The organism is Armatimonadota bacterium (genome assembly GCA_031081675.1).
GTDB lineage: Bacteria > Sysuimicrobiota > Sysuimicrobiia > Sysuimicrobiales > Kaftiobacteriaceae > Calidihabitans > Calidihabitans tengchongensis.
Window position 1 is genome coordinate 106,710 of record JAVHLZ010000003.1, and the last position, 18,074, is coordinate 124,783.

The 18,074-nt window shown below is 71.8% G+C and carries 13 protein-coding genes; 10 read left to right on the top strand and 3 right to left on the bottom strand.

The annotated features are described in order from the left end of the window. Positions 1 to 60: 60 nt before the first annotated feature. The 4 genes from RB150_02015 (at position 61) to RB150_02030 (ending at position 7,179) form a co-directional block, all read left to right on the top strand. Positions 61 to 2,451, top strand: a complete 2,391-nt coding sequence (locus RB150_02015; protein MDQ7819315.1) for a 3-hydroxyacyl-CoA dehydrogenase/enoyl-CoA hydratase family protein — start codon at positions 61 to 63, stop codon at positions 2,449 to 2,451. Positions 2,452 to 2,484: 33 nt separating this feature from the next. Next, positions 2,485 to 3,666 (top strand): acetyl-CoA C-acyltransferase, encoded by a 1,182-nt coding sequence (locus tag RB150_02020; GenBank protein MDQ7819316.1) that lies wholly within the window; start codon positions 2,485 to 2,487, stop codon positions 3,664 to 3,666. A gap of 61 nt (positions 3,667 to 3,727) precedes the next feature. Continuing rightward, positions 3,728 to 5,497 carry an acyl-CoA dehydrogenase family protein gene (locus RB150_02025; GenBank protein MDQ7819317.1) on the top strand — a complete coding sequence of 590 codons (1,770 nt, stop codon included), beginning with the start codon at positions 3,728 to 3,730 and terminating at the stop codon, positions 5,495 to 5,497. After that, a complete protein-coding gene (locus tag RB150_02030; GenBank protein ID MDQ7819318.1) occupies positions 5,494 to 7,179 on the top strand; it encodes a long-chain fatty acid--CoA ligase in 1,686 nt (561 codons plus the stop codon). Before RB150_02025 ends, RB150_02030 begins: the two co-directional genes overlap by 4 nt. Positions 7,180 to 7,264: 85 nt before the next feature. Here the strand turns inward: RB150_02030 and RB150_02035 are convergent, their stop codons facing one another. Together RB150_02035 and RB150_02040 are read right to left on the bottom strand one after the other, a co-directional pair. Further along, positions 7,265 to 8,155, bottom strand: coding sequence for a thiamine pyrophosphate-dependent enzyme (locus RB150_02035; GenBank protein ID MDQ7819319.1), 891 nt, complete (start codon positions 8,153 to 8,155; stop codon positions 7,265 to 7,267). Between the two features lie 7 nt (positions 8,156 to 8,162). Further along, the gene (locus tag RB150_02040; protein ID MDQ7819320.1) at positions 8,163 to 10,043 is read right to left on the bottom strand and encodes a 2-oxoacid:acceptor oxidoreductase subunit alpha; all 1,881 of its coding nucleotides are present in this window, start codon (positions 10,041 to 10,043) and stop codon (positions 8,163 to 8,165) included. A gap of 227 nt (positions 10,044 to 10,270) precedes the next feature. Here RB150_02040 and RB150_02045 point away from each other — a divergent pair, with 227 nt between their 5' ends. From RB150_02045 to RB150_02065, 5 genes are all read left to right on the top strand, one after another. Continuing rightward, positions 10,271 to 11,251 carry a branched-chain amino acid ABC transporter permease gene (locus tag RB150_02045; GenBank protein ID MDQ7819321.1) on the top strand — a complete coding sequence of 327 codons (981 nt, stop codon included), beginning with the start codon at positions 10,271 to 10,273 and terminating at the stop codon, positions 11,249 to 11,251. A 132-nt stretch (positions 11,252 to 11,383) separates the two neighbouring features. Next, positions 11,384 to 12,259, top strand: a complete 876-nt coding sequence (locus tag RB150_02050; GenBank protein ID MDQ7819322.1) for a branched-chain amino acid ABC transporter permease — start codon at positions 11,384 to 11,386, stop codon at positions 12,257 to 12,259. A gap of 88 nt (positions 12,260 to 12,347) precedes the next feature. Beyond that, complete coding sequence (locus RB150_02055; GenBank protein MDQ7819323.1) at positions 12,348 to 13,532, top strand: ABC transporter substrate-binding protein; 1,185 nt, start codon at positions 12,348 to 12,350, stop codon at positions 13,530 to 13,532. A gap of 74 nt (positions 13,533 to 13,606) precedes the next feature. Next, on the top strand, positions 13,607 to 14,368 hold the full coding sequence (locus tag RB150_02060; GenBank protein ID MDQ7819324.1) for an ABC transporter ATP-binding protein: 762 nt from the start codon (positions 13,607 to 13,609) through the stop codon (positions 14,366 to 14,368). A 42-nt stretch (positions 14,369 to 14,410) separates the two neighbouring features. Further along, positions 14,411 to 15,184: an ABC transporter ATP-binding protein gene (locus tag RB150_02065; GenBank protein ID MDQ7819325.1), complete on the top strand. Its 774-nt coding sequence runs from the start codon at positions 14,411 to 14,413 to the stop codon at positions 15,182 to 15,184. A gap of 6 nt (positions 15,185 to 15,190) precedes the next feature. On the opposite strand, the gene RB150_02070 is transcribed toward RB150_02065, so the two are convergent. Continuing rightward, the gene (locus RB150_02070; protein MDQ7819326.1) at positions 15,191 to 17,020 is read right to left on the bottom strand and encodes an AMP-binding protein; all 1,830 of its coding nucleotides are present in this window, start codon (positions 17,018 to 17,020) and stop codon (positions 15,191 to 15,193) included. Between the two features lie 139 nt (positions 17,021 to 17,159). On the opposite strand from RB150_02070, the gene RB150_02075 reads away from it, so the two are divergent. Continuing rightward, the coding region (locus RB150_02075) for an MBL fold metallo-hydrolase (GenBank protein MDQ7819327.1) at positions 17,160 to 18,074 on the top strand (915 nt) is incomplete at its 3' end.

The window sequence follows — 18,074 nt, forward strand, 5'->3', positions numbered from 1 at the left end:
TTGCCGGCGCCGGAGGGAGGGAGTACAGTGGAAGTGCCGTTTCCCCTGCGAGGAGCGCCTGTGAGCGCACGGCTCCGACGGGCCGCGGTGCTGGGCGCCGGCGTGATGGGCAGCGCCATCGCCGCCCACCTGGCCAATGCCGGCGTGCCGGTCCTGCTGCTGGACATCGTCCCCCCCGACCTCACCGACGACGAGCGCCGGCAGGGGCTGACCCTGCAGGACGCGCCGGTCCGCAACCGTCTGGCCGCCGCCGGGCTGCAGCGTGCCCTGCAAGCCCAGCCGCCGGCGTTCTTCACCCCCGCCCGCGCCCGGCTGGTGGAGGTGGGCAACCTGGAAGACCACCTCGCCCGCATCGCCGAGGCCGACTGGGTCATCGAGGCGGTGGTGGAGGACCTGGCGGTCAAGCAGCAGCTGCTGGAGAGGGTGGAAGCGCACTGGAAGCCCGGCACGGTGGTGAGCACCAACACCAGCGGGCTGCCGGTGCACCAGATCGCCGCCGGCCGCTCGCCGGCGTTCCGCCGCCACTTCCTGGGCACGCACTTCTTCAACCCGCCCCGCTACCTCAAGTTGCTGGAGGTCATCCCTCTCGCCGATACCGACCCCGAGGTGGTGGCCCGGGTCAGCGCGTGGGGCGAGCGGATCCTGGGCAAGGGAGTCGTCTACGCCCACGACCGCCCCAACTTCATCGCCAACCGCATCGGGACATACGGGTTCCTGCTGACGGTGCGGCTGATGCTGGAGCTGGGGCTCACCGTGGAAGAGGTGGACGAGCTCACCGGTCCGGTTCTGGGACGCCCGCGCAGCGCCACATTCCGCACCACGGACCTGGTGGGCCTGGACACGGCGGTGGCGGTGGCCCACAACGCCTATCGCAACCTCACCGACGACGACGAGCGGGACGTCTTCCAGGTCCCCGACCTGCTCCAGGAGATGGTGCGCCGGCGGTGGCTGGGCGAGAAGACCGGCGGCGGGTTTTACCGGCGCGTGGACGGGGAGATCCAGGCGCTGGACTGGACCACCATGGAGTACCGGCCCCGCCGCCGGGCGACGCTCCCGGTGGTGGAGACCGCCCGGCTCATCGAGGACCCCGCCCGCCGCCTGCGCACCCTCCTGGCGGACACGGGCAGGGCCGGCCAGTTCCTGTGGCGCCTGGTCAGCGGCGTCCTGGTGTACGCGGCCAAGCGGGTGCCCGAGGTGGCCCCCGACGTGGTCAACGTGGATCGGGCGATGCGCTGGGGATTTGCCTGGGAACACGGGCCATTTGAGACGTGGGACCTGCTGGGGGTGGACGAGACGGTGCGCCGCCTGGAGGCCGACGGCCGCCCCATCCCCGCCCTGGTGCGGGCCGTGCTGGAGGCCGACGGTCGCTTCTACCGCCGCCGGAACGGGGTCAGCGAGTACTTTGACGCCTCGGCGGGCGCGTACCGCCCTGTGCCCGAGCCGCCCGGGCTGATCGTCCTCGCCCGGACGCGGGAGCAGGGGCGGGTGGTGGACAGCACCCCCGGCGCCAGCCTGATCGACCTGGGGGATGGCATCGCGTGCCTGGAGTTCCACTCCAAACTCAACACCATCGGCGAGGACACCCTGCGGATGCTGTTCCGCGCCCTGGACGAGGTGGACCGCCGCTTCGAGGGCCTGGTGATCGGCAACCAGGGCCGGGACTTCTCCGCCGGCGCCAACCTCATGCTGCTGCTCCTGCTGGCCCAGGAGGGCAACTGGGAAGACCTGGAGCTTGCGGTGCGCCAGTTCCAGCGCGCCACCCGCGCCCTGCGCTACAGCCCCCGGCCCGTGGTGGCCGCGCCCTTCGGCCGCACCCTGGCCGGCGGGTGCGAGGTGTGCCTGCCGTGCGCGCGGGTGCAGGCGGCGGCGGAGACCTACATGGGCCTGGTGGAGACGGGGGTGGGGCTGATCCCCGCCGGCGGGGGCACCACCGAGATGGTGCGCCGGACGATGGCCCGCCTGCCCGACGACGTCCGGGCCGATCCCCTGCCGCTGCTGCGGTGGGCGTTTGAAACCGTGGCCCGGGCCCGGGTGTCCACCTCCGCCGAGGAGGCCCGCCAGCTGGGCTTCCTGCGGGAGTGCGACGGCATCACCATGAACGCCGACCACCTCCTCGCCGACGCCAAGGAGGTGTGCCTGACCCTGGCCCGCACCGGCTACCGGCCGCCGCTGCCCCAGCCGATCCGCGTGGCCGGCGAGGCCGGCCTGGCCGCCCTGGAGGCCGGCCTGTACCTGATGCGCTCGGGCGGCCACATCACCGAGTACGACGAGGTGGTGGGCCGGCGGCTGGCCTTCGTGATGTGCGGCGGGCGCGTGCCGGCGGGGACCGAGGTCAGCGAGGAGTACCTGCTGGACCTGGAGCGGGAGGCGTTTCTCAGCCTCCTGGGCCAGCCCAAGACCCAGGAGCGGATCCGGCACATGCTGGAGACCGGCAGGCCGCTGAGGAACTGAGGGACACCGAGAAGGGATCGGGAGGCGCGCGCCATGCGAGAGGCTGTCATCGCCAGCGCGGTGCGGACCGCGGTGGGCAAGGCGCCGCGGGGCACCCTGAAGGACACCCGGCCGGACGAGATGGCGGCGGCCGCCATCCGGGAGGCGGTGCGGCGGGTGCCGGGGCTGGACCCGGCCGAGGTGGAGGACGTGATCCTGGGGTGCGCCATCCCCGAAGCCGAACAGGGCATGAACGTCGCCCGGATCGCCGCCCTGCGGGCCGGGCTGCCCGTGTCGGTGTCGGCCCAGACCATCAACCGGTTCTGCGCCTCGGGCCTGCAGGCCATCGCCACCGCCGCCGAGCGCATCATGGCGGGCTGTGCCGATGTGATCGTCGCCGGGGGCACCGAGAGCATGAGCCTGATGCCCTCCCAGGCCGGCCACACCTTCCGCCCCAACCCGCACCTGGTGGAGCAGTGGCCCGAGGTCTACCTCTCCATGGGCCTCACCGCCGAGGTGGTGGCCAGAAAGTACGCCATCGCCCGGGAAGATCAGGATGCCTACGCCTACCGCAGCCACATGCGCGCGGCCCAGGCGATCCGCAGCGGGCGCTTTGCCGAGGAGATCGTGCCCCTGACCGTCACCCGGTGGGAGACCGACGGCGAGGGGCGGCCCCGGTCCCGGCAGGTGGAGTTCGCAGTGGACGAGGGGGTCCGCTACGACACCTCCCTGGAGGCGCTGAGCAAGCTGCGGCCGGTGTTTGCCGCCGACGGCGTGGTGACGGCGGGCAACTCCTCCCAGACCAGCGACGGCGCGGCGGCGGTGGTGGTGATGTCCGCCGACCGGGCCCGCCAGCTGGGGGTGGAGCCCCTGGGCATCTTCCGGGCCTTTGCCACCGCGGGGGTGGCGCCCGAGATCATGGGGATCGGTCCGGTGGAGGCCGTCCCCCGGGCGCTGCGGCTGGCGGGGCTGCGGCTGGAGGACATTGACCTGATCGAGCTCAACGAGGCGTTCGCCGCCCAGACGCTGGCCGTCATCCGCCTGCTGGGCCTGAATGAGGAGATCACCAACGTCAACGGGGGCGCCATCGCCCTGGGCCATCCCCTGGGGTGCACCGGCGCCAAGCTCACCGCCACCCTGCTGTACGAGATGCGCCGCCGGGGCGCGCGGTACGGGATGGTGACCATGTGCGTGGGGGGCGGCCAGGGAGCCGCCGGGATCTTCGAGCGACCGTAGCGGGACGGGGAGTGGGTCGTACGTCCCCGGTTCCGCACCACATCCTGTTCCGGAGGACACCATGAGCACGCGAGACGTCAGCGCGCCGGTTGCGGGCGGCAGCTTTCTCATCGCGGACACGCCCGCCGATCAGGTCTTCACGCCCGAGGACTTCACCGACGAGCAGCGGCTGATCGCCCAGACGGCCCGGGAGTTCACCGAGCGGGAGATCGCCCCGCACCTGGACCGCCTGGAGAACAAGGACTGGGACCTGACCCGCCAGCTGCTCCGCAAGCTGGGGGATCTGGGCTTTCTGGGCATGGCGGTGCCGGCCGCCTACGGCGGGGCCGAGATGGACATGATCTCCTCCCTGGTGGCGGCGGAGGGGCTGGCCGCCGGGTCGTTCGGAGTGTCCTACGGCGCCCACGTGGGCATCGGCATGGAACCCATCGTCTTCTTCGGCACCGAGGAGCAGCGGCGGCGTTACCTGCCTCCCATGGTGCGGGGGGAGCTGATCGGGGCCTACGCCCTCACCGAACCCACCGCCGGTTCGGATGCCATGGCCATCCGCACCCGGGCTGTGCTCTCCCCCGACGGCCGCCACTACCTGCTGTCGGGGACCAAGCAGTTCATCACCAACGCGGCGTTCGCCGACATCTTCAACATCTTCGCCAAGGTGGACGGGGAGAAACATACCTGCTTCATCGTCGAGCGGGCCACGCCGGGGCTGACGGTGGGCGACGAAGAGCACAAGATGGGGATCCGGGGATCGTCCACCGCGTCCCTGTTTCTGGACAACGCTCAGGTCCCGGTGCACAACGTCCTGGGCGAGGTCGGCCAGGGGTTCAAGATCGCCATGAACATCCTGAACATGGGCCGCTTCCGCCTGGCCGCCGGGTGCGTGGGGGCCGCCAAGCAGGTCGTGCGCCTGGCGGTGGGCTACGCCCGGGAACGCCAGCAGTTCGGCCGCCCGCTGGTGGAGTTCGGCCTGATCCAGCACAAGCTGGCGGAGATGGCGGTCCGGCTGTACGCCGCCGAGAGCATGGCCTACCGCACGGGGGGCCTGGTGGAGGCTGCCCTGGCGGGCGTGCACGGGGATCCCACCTCCGCCATGCGCGCCCTGGAGGAGTACGCGGTGGAGTGCGCCATCAACAAGGTCTTCGCCTCCGAGATGCTGGACCACGTGGCCGACGAGACGGTGCAGGTGTACGGCGGGTACGGCTACATCGAAGACTACCCCGCCGCCCGCGCCTACCGGGACAGCCGCATCAACCGCCTGTTCGAGGGGACCAACGAGATCAACCGGCTGCTGATCGCCGGCATGCTGCTGCGCCGCGCCCAGCGGGGCCGGCTGGACCTCATCCCGGCGGCGCTGCGGGTGGCCCAGGAGCTCACCGCCCCGCCGACCGAGGAGATCCCCGGTGGCCCTCTGGCCGACGAGCGCCGCGCCGTGGCCGGCAGCAAGAAGGCCACGCTGTTCGTCGCCGGCGCCGCCGTGCAGAAGCACCTGGAGGCCATCGAGGAGCAGCAGGAGATCCTGGCCGGCATCGCCGACATGGTGATCGAGACGTTCGCCATGGAGAGCGCCCTGCTGCGCGCCCTGCGGGCGGCGCAGCGAGACGGAGCCCGCGCCGACCTGGCCCGGGACCTCGCCCGGACCTACATCAACGATGCCCTGATGCGGGTGGAGGCCACCGCCAAGGTGGTGCTGGCGGCCGTCTCCGAGGGCGACACGCTGCGCACCCAGCTGGCGGGCCTCAGGCGGCTGCTGCGCTACACGCCCGTGGACACGGTGGCGCTGCGGCGGCAGGTCGCCCGGCGGCTGGTGGCCCAGGGGGGATACGGACTGTGACCGGGGTAGCCCTGGCCGAGCGGCCCTGGCTGCGGTTTTACGAGCCCGGGGTGCCGCCCACCCTGACGTACCCGTCCATCCCGGTGCACGCCCTGCTGGATGACACCGCAGCGCGGTTCCCCGACCGGCCCGCCACCGTCTTTTTCGGCGCCACCCTGACCTTCCGGCAGCTGCAGGACCTGTCCATCCGGTTCGCGGCGGGCCTGGCGGCCCTGGGCGTGCGCCCGGGGGACCGGGTCTCCCTGCACCTGCCCAACTGCCCGCAGTTCCTCATCGCCTACTACGGGGCGCTGCGGGTCGGGGCCGTGGTGGTCCCGTTCAATCCGCTGTACGTGGAGCGGGAGATCGAGCACCAGCTCACAGACAGCGGGGCCGAGGTGGCGGTGACCCTGGACCTGCTCTACCCGCGCCTGGAGGCGGTGCGGTCCCGCACCCGGGTGCGGGAGATGGTGATCACCCGGATCCATGACTACTTCCCGCCCCTGCTACGCGCCCTGTACCCGCTGCGGGCCTGGCGGGAGGGCCACCGGGTGCGGGTCCCCGCCGGGCCCGCCATCCGCCGCTTCGCCGACCTGCTGGAGGCCGGGCGGCCAGCGCCGGCGGTGGCGGTGGACCCGGCCCAGACCGCCGTCCTGCTGTACACCGGGGGGACCACCGGGGTGCCCAAGGGGGCGATGCTGTCCCACCGCAACCTGGTCAGCAACGTGCTGCAGGCTCGGGCGTGGTTCACCCGGCTGCGGCCCGGCCAGGATACCACCCTGGCCGTGATTCCCTTCTTCCACTCCTACGGGATGACGGCGGCCATGAACTTCTCGGTCAGCACCGGGACCCGCCTGGTGCTCCTGCCGCGGTTCCAGGTGGACATGGTGCTGCAGGCCATCGCCCGCTACCGCCCGCAGATCTTCCCCGGCGTGCCCACCATCTACACCGCCCTGATCTCCCACCCGCAGGTCCGCCGCTACGACCTGCGGTCCATCAGCGCCTGCATCTCCGGCGCCGCCCCGCTGCCGGTGGAGGTGCAGACCCGCTTCGAGGAGCTCACCGGGGGGCGGCTGGTGGAAGGGTACGGCCTCACCGAGGCCTCGCCGGTGACCCACGCCAACCCCCTGTTCGGCACCCGCAAGACCGGCAGCATCGGCATCCCCTTCCCCGACACCGACGCCCGCATCCTGGACGACGCCGGGCGGACGCTGCCGCCGGGAGAGGTGGGCGAGCTGGCGGTGCGCGGCCCCCAGGTGATGCAGGGCTACTGGAACCGGCCCGACGAAACCGCCCAGGTGTTGCGGGAAGGCTGGCTGCTGACCGGGGACATGGCCCGGATGGACGAGGACGGCTACTTCTACATCGTGGACCGCAAGAAGGAGATGATCATCACCGGAGGCCTGAACGTCTTCCCCCGGGAGGTGGAGGAGGTCCTGTACACCCACCCGGCGGTCCTGGAGGCGGCCGTGGTGGGCACCCCGGACCCGTACAAAGGCGAGGTGGTGAAGGCCTTCGTGGTGTTGCGCCCGGGGGCCCGGGCCACCGCCGAGGAGATCATCGAGCACTGCCGCCGGCACCTGGCGCCGTTCAAGGTCCCCCGGGCCGTGGAGTTCCGCCCGCAACTGCCCAAGTCCCTCATCGGCAAGATCCTGCGGCGGGTCCTGGCCGAGGAAGAGCGGGCCCGCGCCCAGGCCCGCTGACCTGCGTCGATCGGTCCAGGGGTGCCCTCACCCGATCCTCTCCCGGAGGGAGAGGGAAAGGTGACGGGCCGCGCTCGCGCGCCGTTCAGCGCATCATCTGCAGCAGCGGACGGATGTCGGCTCCCTGCAGCTCTTCCGGCCAGATGGGCAGCCGGCCGTGGGCCTTCTTGGGGCGCGGGTGGCGGTACACCACCCCCAGCGGCAGCCGGCCCCGCCGGTCGAAGTCGTTGAGCAGCTCCCAGGCGGCCTGGAAGTCGGAGGGGTCGTGGCTGGCGGGAACGTCTTCCACCCGCTCCCGGTACCAGTCGTAGGTGTTGAACTTGTTGTAGGTCACGCAGGGCGAGAAGTCGTTGACCACCGCGAAGCCCGGGTGCTGCAGCGCCTGGGCGTAGATCTCCGCCGCGTGGCGCGGGTCCCCGGAGAACGACTGGGCCACGAAGGTGGCGCCGGCCGTGAGGGCCAGCCGCAGGGGCGCGAACGGCGGCGGCGCCTCCTCCGACCACTCCCGGATGTCCATGCCCCTTCCGTGGGTGGGCGAGTGCTGCCCCTTGGTCAGCCCGTACACCCCGTTGTCCATGATGATCAGGACCACGGCGGGATCCCGGCGGCAAACGTGCACGAAGTTCTCCACCCCGATGGCGAACGTGTCCCCGTCGCCGGCCAGGGCGATGACCGTGAGGCCGGGGTTGGCCATCTTGGCGCCCAGGGCGTAGGCCAGGGCCCCGCCGTGGGTGCCGTGGAAGCCGTTGCCATTGAGGTAGTTGCGGATCTGGCCCGAGCACCCGATGCCGCCGATCAGGAGGACCTCGTACGGGGTCACCTCCAGCTTGGTCAGCGCCATCTTCAGGCCCGCCAGGACCCCGAAGTCCCCGCACCCCGGGCACCACTGGATCCGGTGGCGCGGGACCGCGTTCTCCTCCCACACCTTGGCGGAGATCTTCTGGGACACCCGGGACGGAGTGGTGGCGTCGGTCATGGCGCGCTCAGCCTCCTTCGGACACCTTCACGGGCGCCGGCGCCTCGGTGCCGATGCGCACGTGGCTCTCGCCGGTGTGCAGGATGTGCTCCACCCCGCCCACCACGTCGGCAGGGTACAGCGGCAGGCCGTTGTACTTGACGACGCGCCGGACCGGCAGCAGGCAGCACGCCTGGATCACGTCGGCGAACTGCCCGGTGAAGTTCTGCTCCACCGCGATCAGGACCGACGCCCGCTCCAGCACCGGCTTGGCCAGGGCCGCGGGGAAGGGCCACAAGTAGCTGAAGTGCACCACCGCCACCTCCACCCCCCGCTGGCGCAGCCGCTGCTGGGCCTCCAGCAGCACGGGCAGGGTGCTGCCCCACCCCACCAGGGCCGGCCGGCCGTCCACCGACCCCACCACCCGGGGCGGACGGGCGTCCTCCCGGAGGAAGGTCTCCATCTTGCGGGCGCGCTTTTCCATCATGGCCTTGCGCACGGCGGGGTCGGTGCTGACAAATCCGCGCTCGTCGTGCTCGGACCCGCTGGCCTTCAGCACCCCGCCCACCGTCCCCGGGACCAGCCGGGGGGAGATGCCGGTGGGGGTGAGGGCGAACCGCCGGTAGGCCCCGTCCCGGCGCAGGTCGGCCTCGCGCACCAGGGTGGACCGGTCGATGGTGACCGGGTGCTGGGTGAAGACCGCCTCGGGCACGGTCTTGCGCCCCTCGGAGAGGTTGAGGTCGGTGAGGAAGAACACCGGGCACTGGTACTTGTCGGCCAGGTTGTGGGCCTCGATCATGAGCGTGTAGCACTCTTCCTGGGTCGCCGGGGCCAGGACGATGCGCGGGATCTCGCCGTGGCCGCCGAAGATGGACAGGTACAGGTCGCCCTGCTCGCTCTTGGTGGGCATGCCGGTGGACGGCCCCGCCCGCTGGGTGTCCACGATCACCACGGGCACCTCGGTCATGCCGGCCACCCCGAACTCCTCCACCTTCAGGGACAGCCCCGGCCCCGAGGTCCCCACCATGGAGCGGACGCCGGCCAGGGCCGCGCCGATGGCGGCCCGGATCGACTCCCGCTCGTTCTGTCCCTGCAGGGCGCGCCCGCCGAAGCGGGGCAGGTGTTCCTCCATGAACTCCAGGATGGCCGACGCGGGTGTGATGGGATATCCGGCGTAGAAGCGGCACCCGGCGGCGATGGCCCCCAGGGACAGGGCCTCGTTGCCCGAGATCAGCACCCGGGGCTCCGCGGACGGGCGGGGCTGCAGGCGGTAGCCCGAGCCCGGCCAGCCCCGGGCGGCCAGAATGGACTCGACCACCTCCCGCCCGCGCCGGGCCGCCCGGAGGTTGAGGTCCACCACCTGCGCCCCTTTGCGGGCAAACCGCTCCTCCACCAGCTGGCGCAGCCACGTCCCGTCCTGGTCGAACTCGAGCACGCGGAACAGGGCGCCCACCGCCACCATGTTCTTGACCACGTCCAGCTTGAGCTCGTCTCGGGCGATGGTGCGGGCCGGGACCGGGAACACCTTGATGCCGCGGCGCTCCAGCGGCTCCACCGGCACCTCACCGGTGCTGCTGTCGTACAGCAGCACGCCGCCGTCCACCAGGTATCGCCCGTGGCGGAGGATGGTGTCCCGGTTGGGCTGCTCCCGGGCGTCGGGATTGCTGTCGTAGTCCAGCGCCACCAGGATGTCCAGCCGGGGGTCTCCCCAGGAGACCGGCGGCTCCTCGGATACCACCAGGGGGTCGAACTGGTGAGCTCCGTAGATGGTTGACGCGTATCCGCGTTCCATGGCCAGGACATGCAGCCCCGCCCGGGTGAAGATGCGACCCAGGATGTCGGTGACGGTCACGACCCCGTCGCGCAGCTGCACGCCGCCGACCAGGATCTTCAGCCTGTTGACGGTCACGCCAGCCGCTCCTTCCGCCCGCCCCGCGTCCCTGCGGACGATGCCTGACCGGGGGGTTATGAGGGACGGCGCAGGCCTCCGGGAACGTCCAGAGGCCCGCACGCCGTCGTGATGTTACACTGCATAGCGTATCATACCACGCGCGACCCTTCCAGCCGCCCTCTCCGTCCCGGCCGTCCCGCGGCCAGCACAGGATCCTCCGCGGACGCGGGGAATTCCCGATACGCATGGAGCTGCGGGAGCGCTACGAGGACGACCTGGCGCTGGTCCGGGGCGGCTGGGGCTGGGCCGGGGTGCTGGCGGGGCTTGGGGCGCTGGCCGTGCTGCCGGCCGTCCTGCCGGGATACGCGGTGTACACCGCGTCGCTGGTGGCCGTGCACGCCGTGGTGGCCCTGGGGCTGAACCTTCTGGTCGGGTACACCGGGCAGATCTCTCTCGGCCAGGCCGGCTTTGTGGCCGTGGGCGCCTACGCCACCGTCCTGCTGACCGTCCGGGCCCACCTGCCCTGGCCTCTGGCCCTGGCCGCGGGAGGGGCGGCGGCGGCCGCCTTCGGCGTCCTGGTCGGCGTCCCGGCCCTCCGCCTGTCGGGACCGTACCTGACCGTGGCCACCCTGGGGTTCGGCATCGCCGTCCACCAGGTCCTGACCAACTGGGAAGGGCTGTCCGGCGGGCGCACCGGCCTGTTCGTCCCTCCCCTGAGCCTGGGTCCCCGGCAGCTGACATCCACCGACCTCTACTACCTGTCGGCGGGCGTGGCCGTGCTGCTGACGTGGATGGCCTACAACCTCACCCGCTCCCACGTGGGCCGGGCGTGGATGGCCATCCGGGACAGCGACATCGCCGCCGAGGCCATGGGCGTCGACCTGCCGATCTACAAGACCCTGGCGTTCGCCGTGTGCGCGCTGTACGCCGGCATCGGGGGTGGCCTGCTGGCCCTGCTGCTGGGCTACCTGGAACCTCAACTGTTCACCCTGTACGACTCCATCTACTACTTCAGCATGATCGTGGTGGGCGGGCTGGGGACGATCCCGGGCAGCGCGCTGGGGGCGGCGCTGTTGACGGTGTTGCCTCGCCAGCTGGCCGGCCTGCGGGCCTGGCTGCCGGTGTTGTACGGCGGGGTGATCGTCCTGGTGATGGCGGTGGAGCCCCTGGGCCTGTACGGCCGGTGGCTGCGTATCCGCCGGTGGTGGTCCACGTGGCCGCTCTGAGGGAATCTACGCGATCTGCGCAATCTGCGCGACCTTCGCAATCTGACGGAACTTTCTCAATCTGATTGCCGAGGGATTGCGTAGATCGCGTCGATTGCGCAGATTGAGAAAACCGCGCGCCGGTTCAGACACATGTGGACGTTTCTCCAGTACCTGACCGTGGGGCTGGCCGCCGGCAGCCTGTACGCCCTGGTGGCCCTGGGCATCGTGCTGCTGTACCGCACCTCCCGGGTGCTGAACTTCGCCCACGGCGATCTGGCCACGTTCGCCACCTTCATCGCCTTTACCCTGCTGTCTGCGGGCCAGCCGTTCGGCGTAGCCGCCCTGACTGCGGGGATCGCTGCCGCGGCCCTGGGAGCGGGCCTGTACTACGGGATCCTCCGGCCGGCGCGGGACACCACCTTGCTGGGCCAGGTGGTGATCACCCTCGGATGCGCCCTGGTCCTCAACGGGCTGGCCACGCGCCTGTGGGGCGCCGACACCAAGGTGTTCCCGTTTCCCCTCTCCGACACCCGGGTGTACCGCCTGGGTCAGGTGGTGGTCAGCCAGATCAGCGCCGTCAGCGCCGCCGCCAGCCTGGTCCTGATGGGGATGCTGTACCTGCTGGTGCAGCGCACCCGATGGGGGCTGGCCGTCCGGGCGGTCTCCCAGAACCTGCCCGCCGCCCAGGTCCTGGGCATTCCCGCCCGCCGGCTGCTGGCGGCCACCTGGGCGCTGTCGGCTGTCCTGGGAGCGGCGGCGGGGCTGCTGCTGGCACCGGCCCTGCTGCTGGACCCGTTCCTCATGCTCGATCCGTTCCTCAAGGGGTTTGCGGCGGCGGTCCTGGGCGGGATGGACAGCCCGCCGGGGGCGGTGGCGGGCGGTCTGACGCTGGGGGTGGTCGAGGCGCTCTTCGGCGGGTATGTGTCGGTGCGCTTTCGGACCACCCTGGCGTTTGCCATCATCGTGGCGGTCCTCGTCGTCCGCCCCCAGGGCCTCCTGGGGCGGGAGTTCCGCCGCCGGGCCTGACCTCCCCGTACGGACCTGACGGCAGGGACCGGGCGGGGAAGGGGGTAATGGGTGAGTCGGCAACTACCAGGGAGCGAGGGAGGGTGCCATGGGGAGGAGAGCGCTGAGGGCAGGGGTAGTGCTGCTGGCGGTTCTGGCCGTCGGCGCCGGGCCGGCGGTGACCCAGGAGCGGGGCGTCACCCCCACCGAGGTCGTCATCGGCACGTCGCAGCCGCTGTCGGGACCGGCGGCGTTCTGGGGCGTCCCCGTCACCGGAGGGATGGAGGCGTATCTGCGCCTGGTCAACGACGCCGGAGGCATCCACGGGCGCCGCATCCGGCTGGTGGCGCTGGATGACTCCTACCTGCCGCCCCGGGCCGTCGCCAACGTCCGGGAGCTGGTGGAGCGCCACGGGGTCTTCGCCATCGTGGGGCTGCTGGGATCGGCCAACGCCTTCGCCGTGCGGGACTACCTGGTCCAGCAGGGCGTCATCTGGATCAACCCGCTGGCCGACGCCACCATCTGGGCGGGATTCCGCGGCACGCGGTACCTGTTCGTCACCTACGTGAGCTACGTGGACGAGGGCCGTCTGCTGACTGAATACGTGGCCAAGAGCCTGGGCAAGAAGGCGTTCGCGGTCTTCTACCAGAACGACCTGTTCGGCCAGAAGGGATTGCTGGGCGTCAAGCGCGGGGCCGCCGCCACCGGCGCCCGGGTGGTGGCGACGGTCCCCTACGAGCTGACCGACCGGGACTTCAGCGGGCACGCGCTGCGGCTGCGCCAGTCGGGCGCCGACGCGGTGGTGATCTACGCCAACCCCACCGCTGGCGCCCTGGTGGTCCGGGAGATGGCCAAGATCGGCTACCAGCCCCAGCTGGCGGCCACCTCCGCCCTGGCCGACCCGGCCATGTTCGCCCTGGCCGGCGAGACGTGGAACAATGTCATCCTGGCCGCCTACTTCCCCCTGCCGGGCACCGACCGCAAGGTGGATGAGGTGCTGGCCAACATCACCCGGATCAACCCCGCCCTGGCCCGCAACCCGTTCAACGCCGTGGGGGGCGTCTCGTTCATCGAGCCCTTCCTGGAAGGGCTGCGCCGGGCCGGGCCGACCCTCACCCGGGAAAGTTTCGTGGCGGCCATGGAGACCATCCGCAACTGGGACGGCGAGGTGGTGCGGGGCGTGACCTTCGGTCCCGGCCGCCGCCACGGCGTGACCCGCATCTACATCATCCGGTCCGAAGCCGGTCAGTACCGGCGCCTGACGCCGGATATCGAATACCCGCCGGGCTTCTGACCGGAGGGGGTGACCGAGAGATCGCCCGGGAACCGTCGTCGGTCAGCCCGTGGGCGCCGGGGCCGGCGGAGCCGTTGCTGGACGTCCGGGGCGTGGGGATCGCCTTCGGCGGAGTGGTGGCCCTCGCCGACGTGGACCTGCAGGTGCCGGCCGGCAGCCTGATCTCGGTCATCGGGCCCAACGGGGCCGGCAAGACCACCCTGTTCAACTGCATCTGCGGCCAGTACCGGCCCGACCGCGGGCGTATCCGCTTTGCCGGGGTGGACCTGGTGGGCCGCCGGCCCGACCGGATCGCGCGGCTGGGCATCGCCCGCACCTTCCAGAACGTGGAGCTGTTTGCGCGGATGACGGTCCTGGACAACCTCCTGCTGGGCCGCCACCGCCACGTGCGGGCGGGGCTGCTGGACGCCGCGCTGGCGACCCCGGCCTGGCGGCGGGAGGAGGTCCGCCACCGGGAGCGGGTGGAACGGGTGCTGGACTTTCTGGACCTGCAGGCGGTGCGGGACCGCCGGGTGGGCGACCTGCCTCCGGGCCGCCAGCGCCTGGTGGAGCTGGGGCGGGCGCTGGCCAGCGAGCCCCGGCTGCTGCTGCTGGACGAACCGTCGGCGGGCATGACCGCCGACGAGAAGGCGGACCTGGTGTTCCGGATCCGCGACATCCGCGACGAGATGGGCATCACCGTCATCCTGGTGGAGCACGACCTGCGCCTGGTGATGGGCATCTCCGACTGGATCGCCGTCCTCGACCACGGCGTCAAGATCGCCGAGGGGCGCCCGGCGGACGTGCAGGCCCACCCCGAGGTGATCCGGGCGTACCTGGGCACGGGCGCGGCGTGAGGTGGGCTCCCGGGACGGCGTGACGCCATCGTCGGAACGCGCGTGGAACCTCTGCTGCGGGTGTCCAACGTCGAAACTGCCTACTACGGGCGCCTGACGGTGCTGCGGGGCGTGTCCCTGGCCGTGCCGCCGGGGCAGATCGTGGCGATCCTCGGCGGCAACGGCGCGGGCAAGACCACCCTGCTGCGCACCATCAGCGGCCTCATCCCCGGCCAGCCGGCCAAAGGACAGATCGAGTTCGACGGGCGGCGGATCACCGGGTGGGAACCCGAAGAGATCGCCCGCCTGGGGATCGGCCACGTCCCGGAGGGGCGGGGCCTGTTCCCCGAACTCACCGTGGAGGAGAACCTCCTGCTCGGCGGGTGGATCCGTCCCCGGACAGACCGCGCCCGGTGGGAGAGGGTCCTGGCGCTGTTTCCGGCGCTGGCCGACCGCCGCCGCCAGCTGGCCGGCACCCTGTCGGGTGGGGAGCAGCAGATGCTGGCCATCGCCCGGGCGCTGCTGATGCAGCCCCGGCTGCTGATGCTGGACGAGCCGTCGCTGGGGCTGGCCCCCCTGGTGGTCCGGGAGGTGTTCGTGGCCATCGAGGCCATCAACCGGGACGGGATGACCATCCTGCTGGTCGAGCAGAACGCCCGCATGGCCCTGGAGGTCGCCCACTACGGCTACGTGCTGGAGGGCGGGCGGGTGGTCCTGGAGGGCCCGGCCGACGACCTGCGGGAGAACCCCAACGTGCAGGAGCTGTACCTGGGGATCTCGCGGGAGGAGTCGGTCAAGGGCTACCGCCGGTACAAGGTCCGGCGGCGGTGGGCCTGACGGCCGTCACTCCGCGTACAGCCCCGCGATCACGTCGGCGTACTTCTCCATGATCGTCTTGCGCTTGACCTTCATGGTCGGGGTCACCTCGCCGTCCTCCTGGTACAGGCGTTTGGGCAGCAGGGCGAAGCGGCGTACCTGCTCGGGTGAGGAGAGGGTACGGTTCACCGCGTCCACCTCGGCGGCGATCAGCCGGCGCACCTCGGGGCTGCGGGTGAGGTCGGCGAAGGTGGTGAAGGGAATGCGGCGGTCCTGGGCCCACCGGGACACGGTCTCCTCGTCGATGACGATCAGGGCCACCAGGTACTTCCGGCCGTCGCCGATGACCACCGCGTCGGCGATGTAGGGGCTGAATTTCAGCTTGTTCTCGATGTACTGGGGGGCGATGTTCTTCCCGTAGGCGTTGATGAAGATGTCCTTCTTGCGGTCGGTGAGGACCAGGTTGCCGTCGGGGTCCAGGTAGCCCACGTCGCCGGTATGCAGCCACCCGCCCTCCAGGGTCCGGGCGGTCAGCTCCGGGTCCCGGAAGTAGCCGGCGAAGACATGGGGCCCCCGCAGGAGGATCTCCCCGTCGGAGGCGATGCGCAGCTCCACCCCCGGCACGGGCTTGCCCTTGGTGCCCAGCCGCACATCGCCCACGGGGTGCACGGTGCCCACCGCCGTGCTTTCGGTCTGGGCGTAGATCTCGCGGATCTGCAGGCCGATGCTCCAGAAGAAGCGCAGCACGTCCGGCGAGACCGGCGCCGCCGAGCACAGGGCCACCCGCACCCGGTCCAGCCCCAGCCGGTGCCGCAGCGGCCGCAGGACCGCCGCCTGGGCTACCCGGTAGGCGAGGCGGAGAGGAAGCGACGGCCGCCGCCGGTCCAGACACGCCTGGGCGTAGCGCCGCCCCACCGCCACCGCAGCGGCGAACGCCGCCCGCTTGGGCCAGTCGGCGTCGGCCACCAGTAGGACCACGCCCGCGTGCAGCTTCTCCCAGATGCGGGGCACGGCGAAGAAGATGGTGGGCCGCACCTCGCGCAGGTTCTGGGGGACTGTGTCCAGGTTCTCGGCGAAGTTGACCGTGTACCCCGCATACACGGCCGCGAACACCGACAGGGACCGCTCGGCGATGTGGGCCAGGGGGAGGTACGAGAGCACCTCATCGTGGGTCCCGCCGGGGAAGACGTGCCGCAGGTTGGCCTCCTGGGCCCACAGGATGTTGCCGTGGGTGATCATGGCCCCCTTGGGCGGCCCGGTGGTCCCCGAGGTGTACAGCAGCAGGGCCACGTCCGACGGCTGAAGGGCCTCCAGGCGGTCGTCCAGGGCGCGGGGGGCCGAGGCCGCGTGGGCCCGCCCCTGCTCCAGGAAGTCGTCAAAGAAGGTCACCAGGGGATCGGAGAATCCCCGCAGCCCCTCCCGGTCCATCACCACCACGCGCTCCAGGCGCGGCAGCTGCGGGCGCACCTCCAGCACCTTGTCCAGCTGCTCCTCGTTCTCCACGATGGCCACCCGGCAGCCGGCGTGGTCGAGGATGTAGTGCACCTGCTCGGGGCTGCTGGTGGGATAGATGCCGACGGTGACGGCGCCGGCGGACTGGATGCCCAGGTCGCTGTACAGCCACTCGGGGCGGTTTTCGCCCAGGACGGCCACCGGCTCGCCCCGCTGCACGCCCAGGGAGAGCAGGGCATGGGCCACCCAGCGGACGTTGCGGGCGTACTCCTCCCAGCTGACCCGCCGCCAGATCCCCAGCTCCTTGCGGCGCAGGGCCACCCGCGGCCCCAGGCGCGCGGCCTGCCGGAAGAACAGCTCCGGCACCGACCGGACCTCCGGGCGCACCGCGGTCAGGACGGCCATGGTGAGGACGGACTACGCCGCCCCCGGCGCCCGGTCCTCCGTGGCCGGCAGGTGGGGGTGATGGGGCCTGAGGCCTGCGTCCCGGGCCGCCCGCCACGCCGGCAGGGATCACGGCACGCGACGGGAAAGCACTCGGCAGATGCGCCTGCACCGCATCGAACTGCCCACGCCGTTTCCGGTGGGACCCGTCAACGCCTACCTCCTGGCCGGCGAGCCCCTCACCCTCGTGGACGCCGGCCCCCGCACCCCCCAGGCCCAGGCGGCGCTGGAGGCCGGCGTGGCCCGGGCCGGCCACCGGCTGGAGGAGATCCGCCGGGTGGTGCTCACCCACGGCCACACCGACCACGCGGGTAACGCCGCCTGGGTGGCACAGCGCAGCGGCGCCGCCGTCTACGCGCACCCCGCCGACCGGCCCAAGGTCTCCGGCCAGCGGTGGGCGCTGGAGCACCTGCGGGCCTTTGTCGTCCAGGCCGGCCTGCCCCCTTCGGCCCTGGAGGCGTTCGCCGAGCGCCTGGGCGCGCTGCGCCAGTACCACGAGCCCGTACCCGAGCTTCAGCCGCTGGACGACGGACAGTCGCTGGCCCTGGACGGCGAGCGGCTGCGGGTCCTGCACACCCCGGGCCACTCCCACGGGCACGTCTGCCTGTACCACGAAGACGGCGTGTTGATCGCCGGCGACCTGCTGCTGGCGGACATCAGCCCCAATCCGGTGGTGGAGTTCGGCCCCGACGGCCGCCGGCTGCCGACCCTGCCCCTGTACCTGCAGTCGCTGCGGCGGGTGTTGCTGCTGAACTGCGACGTGGCCCACCCCGGCCACGGTCCCGCGCTGGACAATCCCAACGCGCGCATCCGCGAGCTGATCGCCCACCACGACCAGCGCAAGGAGCGCGTGGCCGCCCTCCTGCGCGGGGGAGCGCGGACATTGGCGGAGCTGTGCCGGGAGCTGTATCCGGACGTGGACGAGGCCTCCCTGATCCTCGCCCTCTCCGAGGTGGTCGGCCACCTGGACCTGCTGGCCGAGGAGAAGCGCCTGGCCAGCACCCGCCGCAAGGGC

Coding starts and splice junctions, on each gene's coding strand:
- RB150_02055 (MDQ7819323.1), top strand. CDS start 12,348: ATGGGGAGGAGAGCGCTGAGGGCAGGGGTAGTGCTGCTGGCGGTTCTG.
- RB150_02070 (MDQ7819326.1), bottom strand. CDS start 17,020: ATGGCCGTCCTGACCGCGGTGCGCCCGGAGGTCCGGTCGGTGCCGGAG.
- RB150_02020 (MDQ7819316.1), top strand. CDS start 2,485: ATGCGAGAGGCTGTCATCGCCAGCGCGGTGCGGACCGCGGTGGGCAAG.
- RB150_02045 (MDQ7819321.1), top strand. CDS start 10,271: ATGGAGCTGCGGGAGCGCTACGAGGACGACCTGGCGCTGGTCCGGGGC.
- RB150_02050 (MDQ7819322.1), top strand. CDS start 11,384: ATGTGGACGTTTCTCCAGTACCTGACCGTGGGGCTGGCCGCCGGCAGC.
- RB150_02035 (MDQ7819319.1), bottom strand. CDS start 8,155: ATGACCGACGCCACCACTCCGTCCCGGGTGTCCCAGAAGATCTCCGCC.
- RB150_02025 (MDQ7819317.1), top strand. CDS start 3,728: ATGAGCACGCGAGACGTCAGCGCGCCGGTTGCGGGCGGCAGCTTTCTC.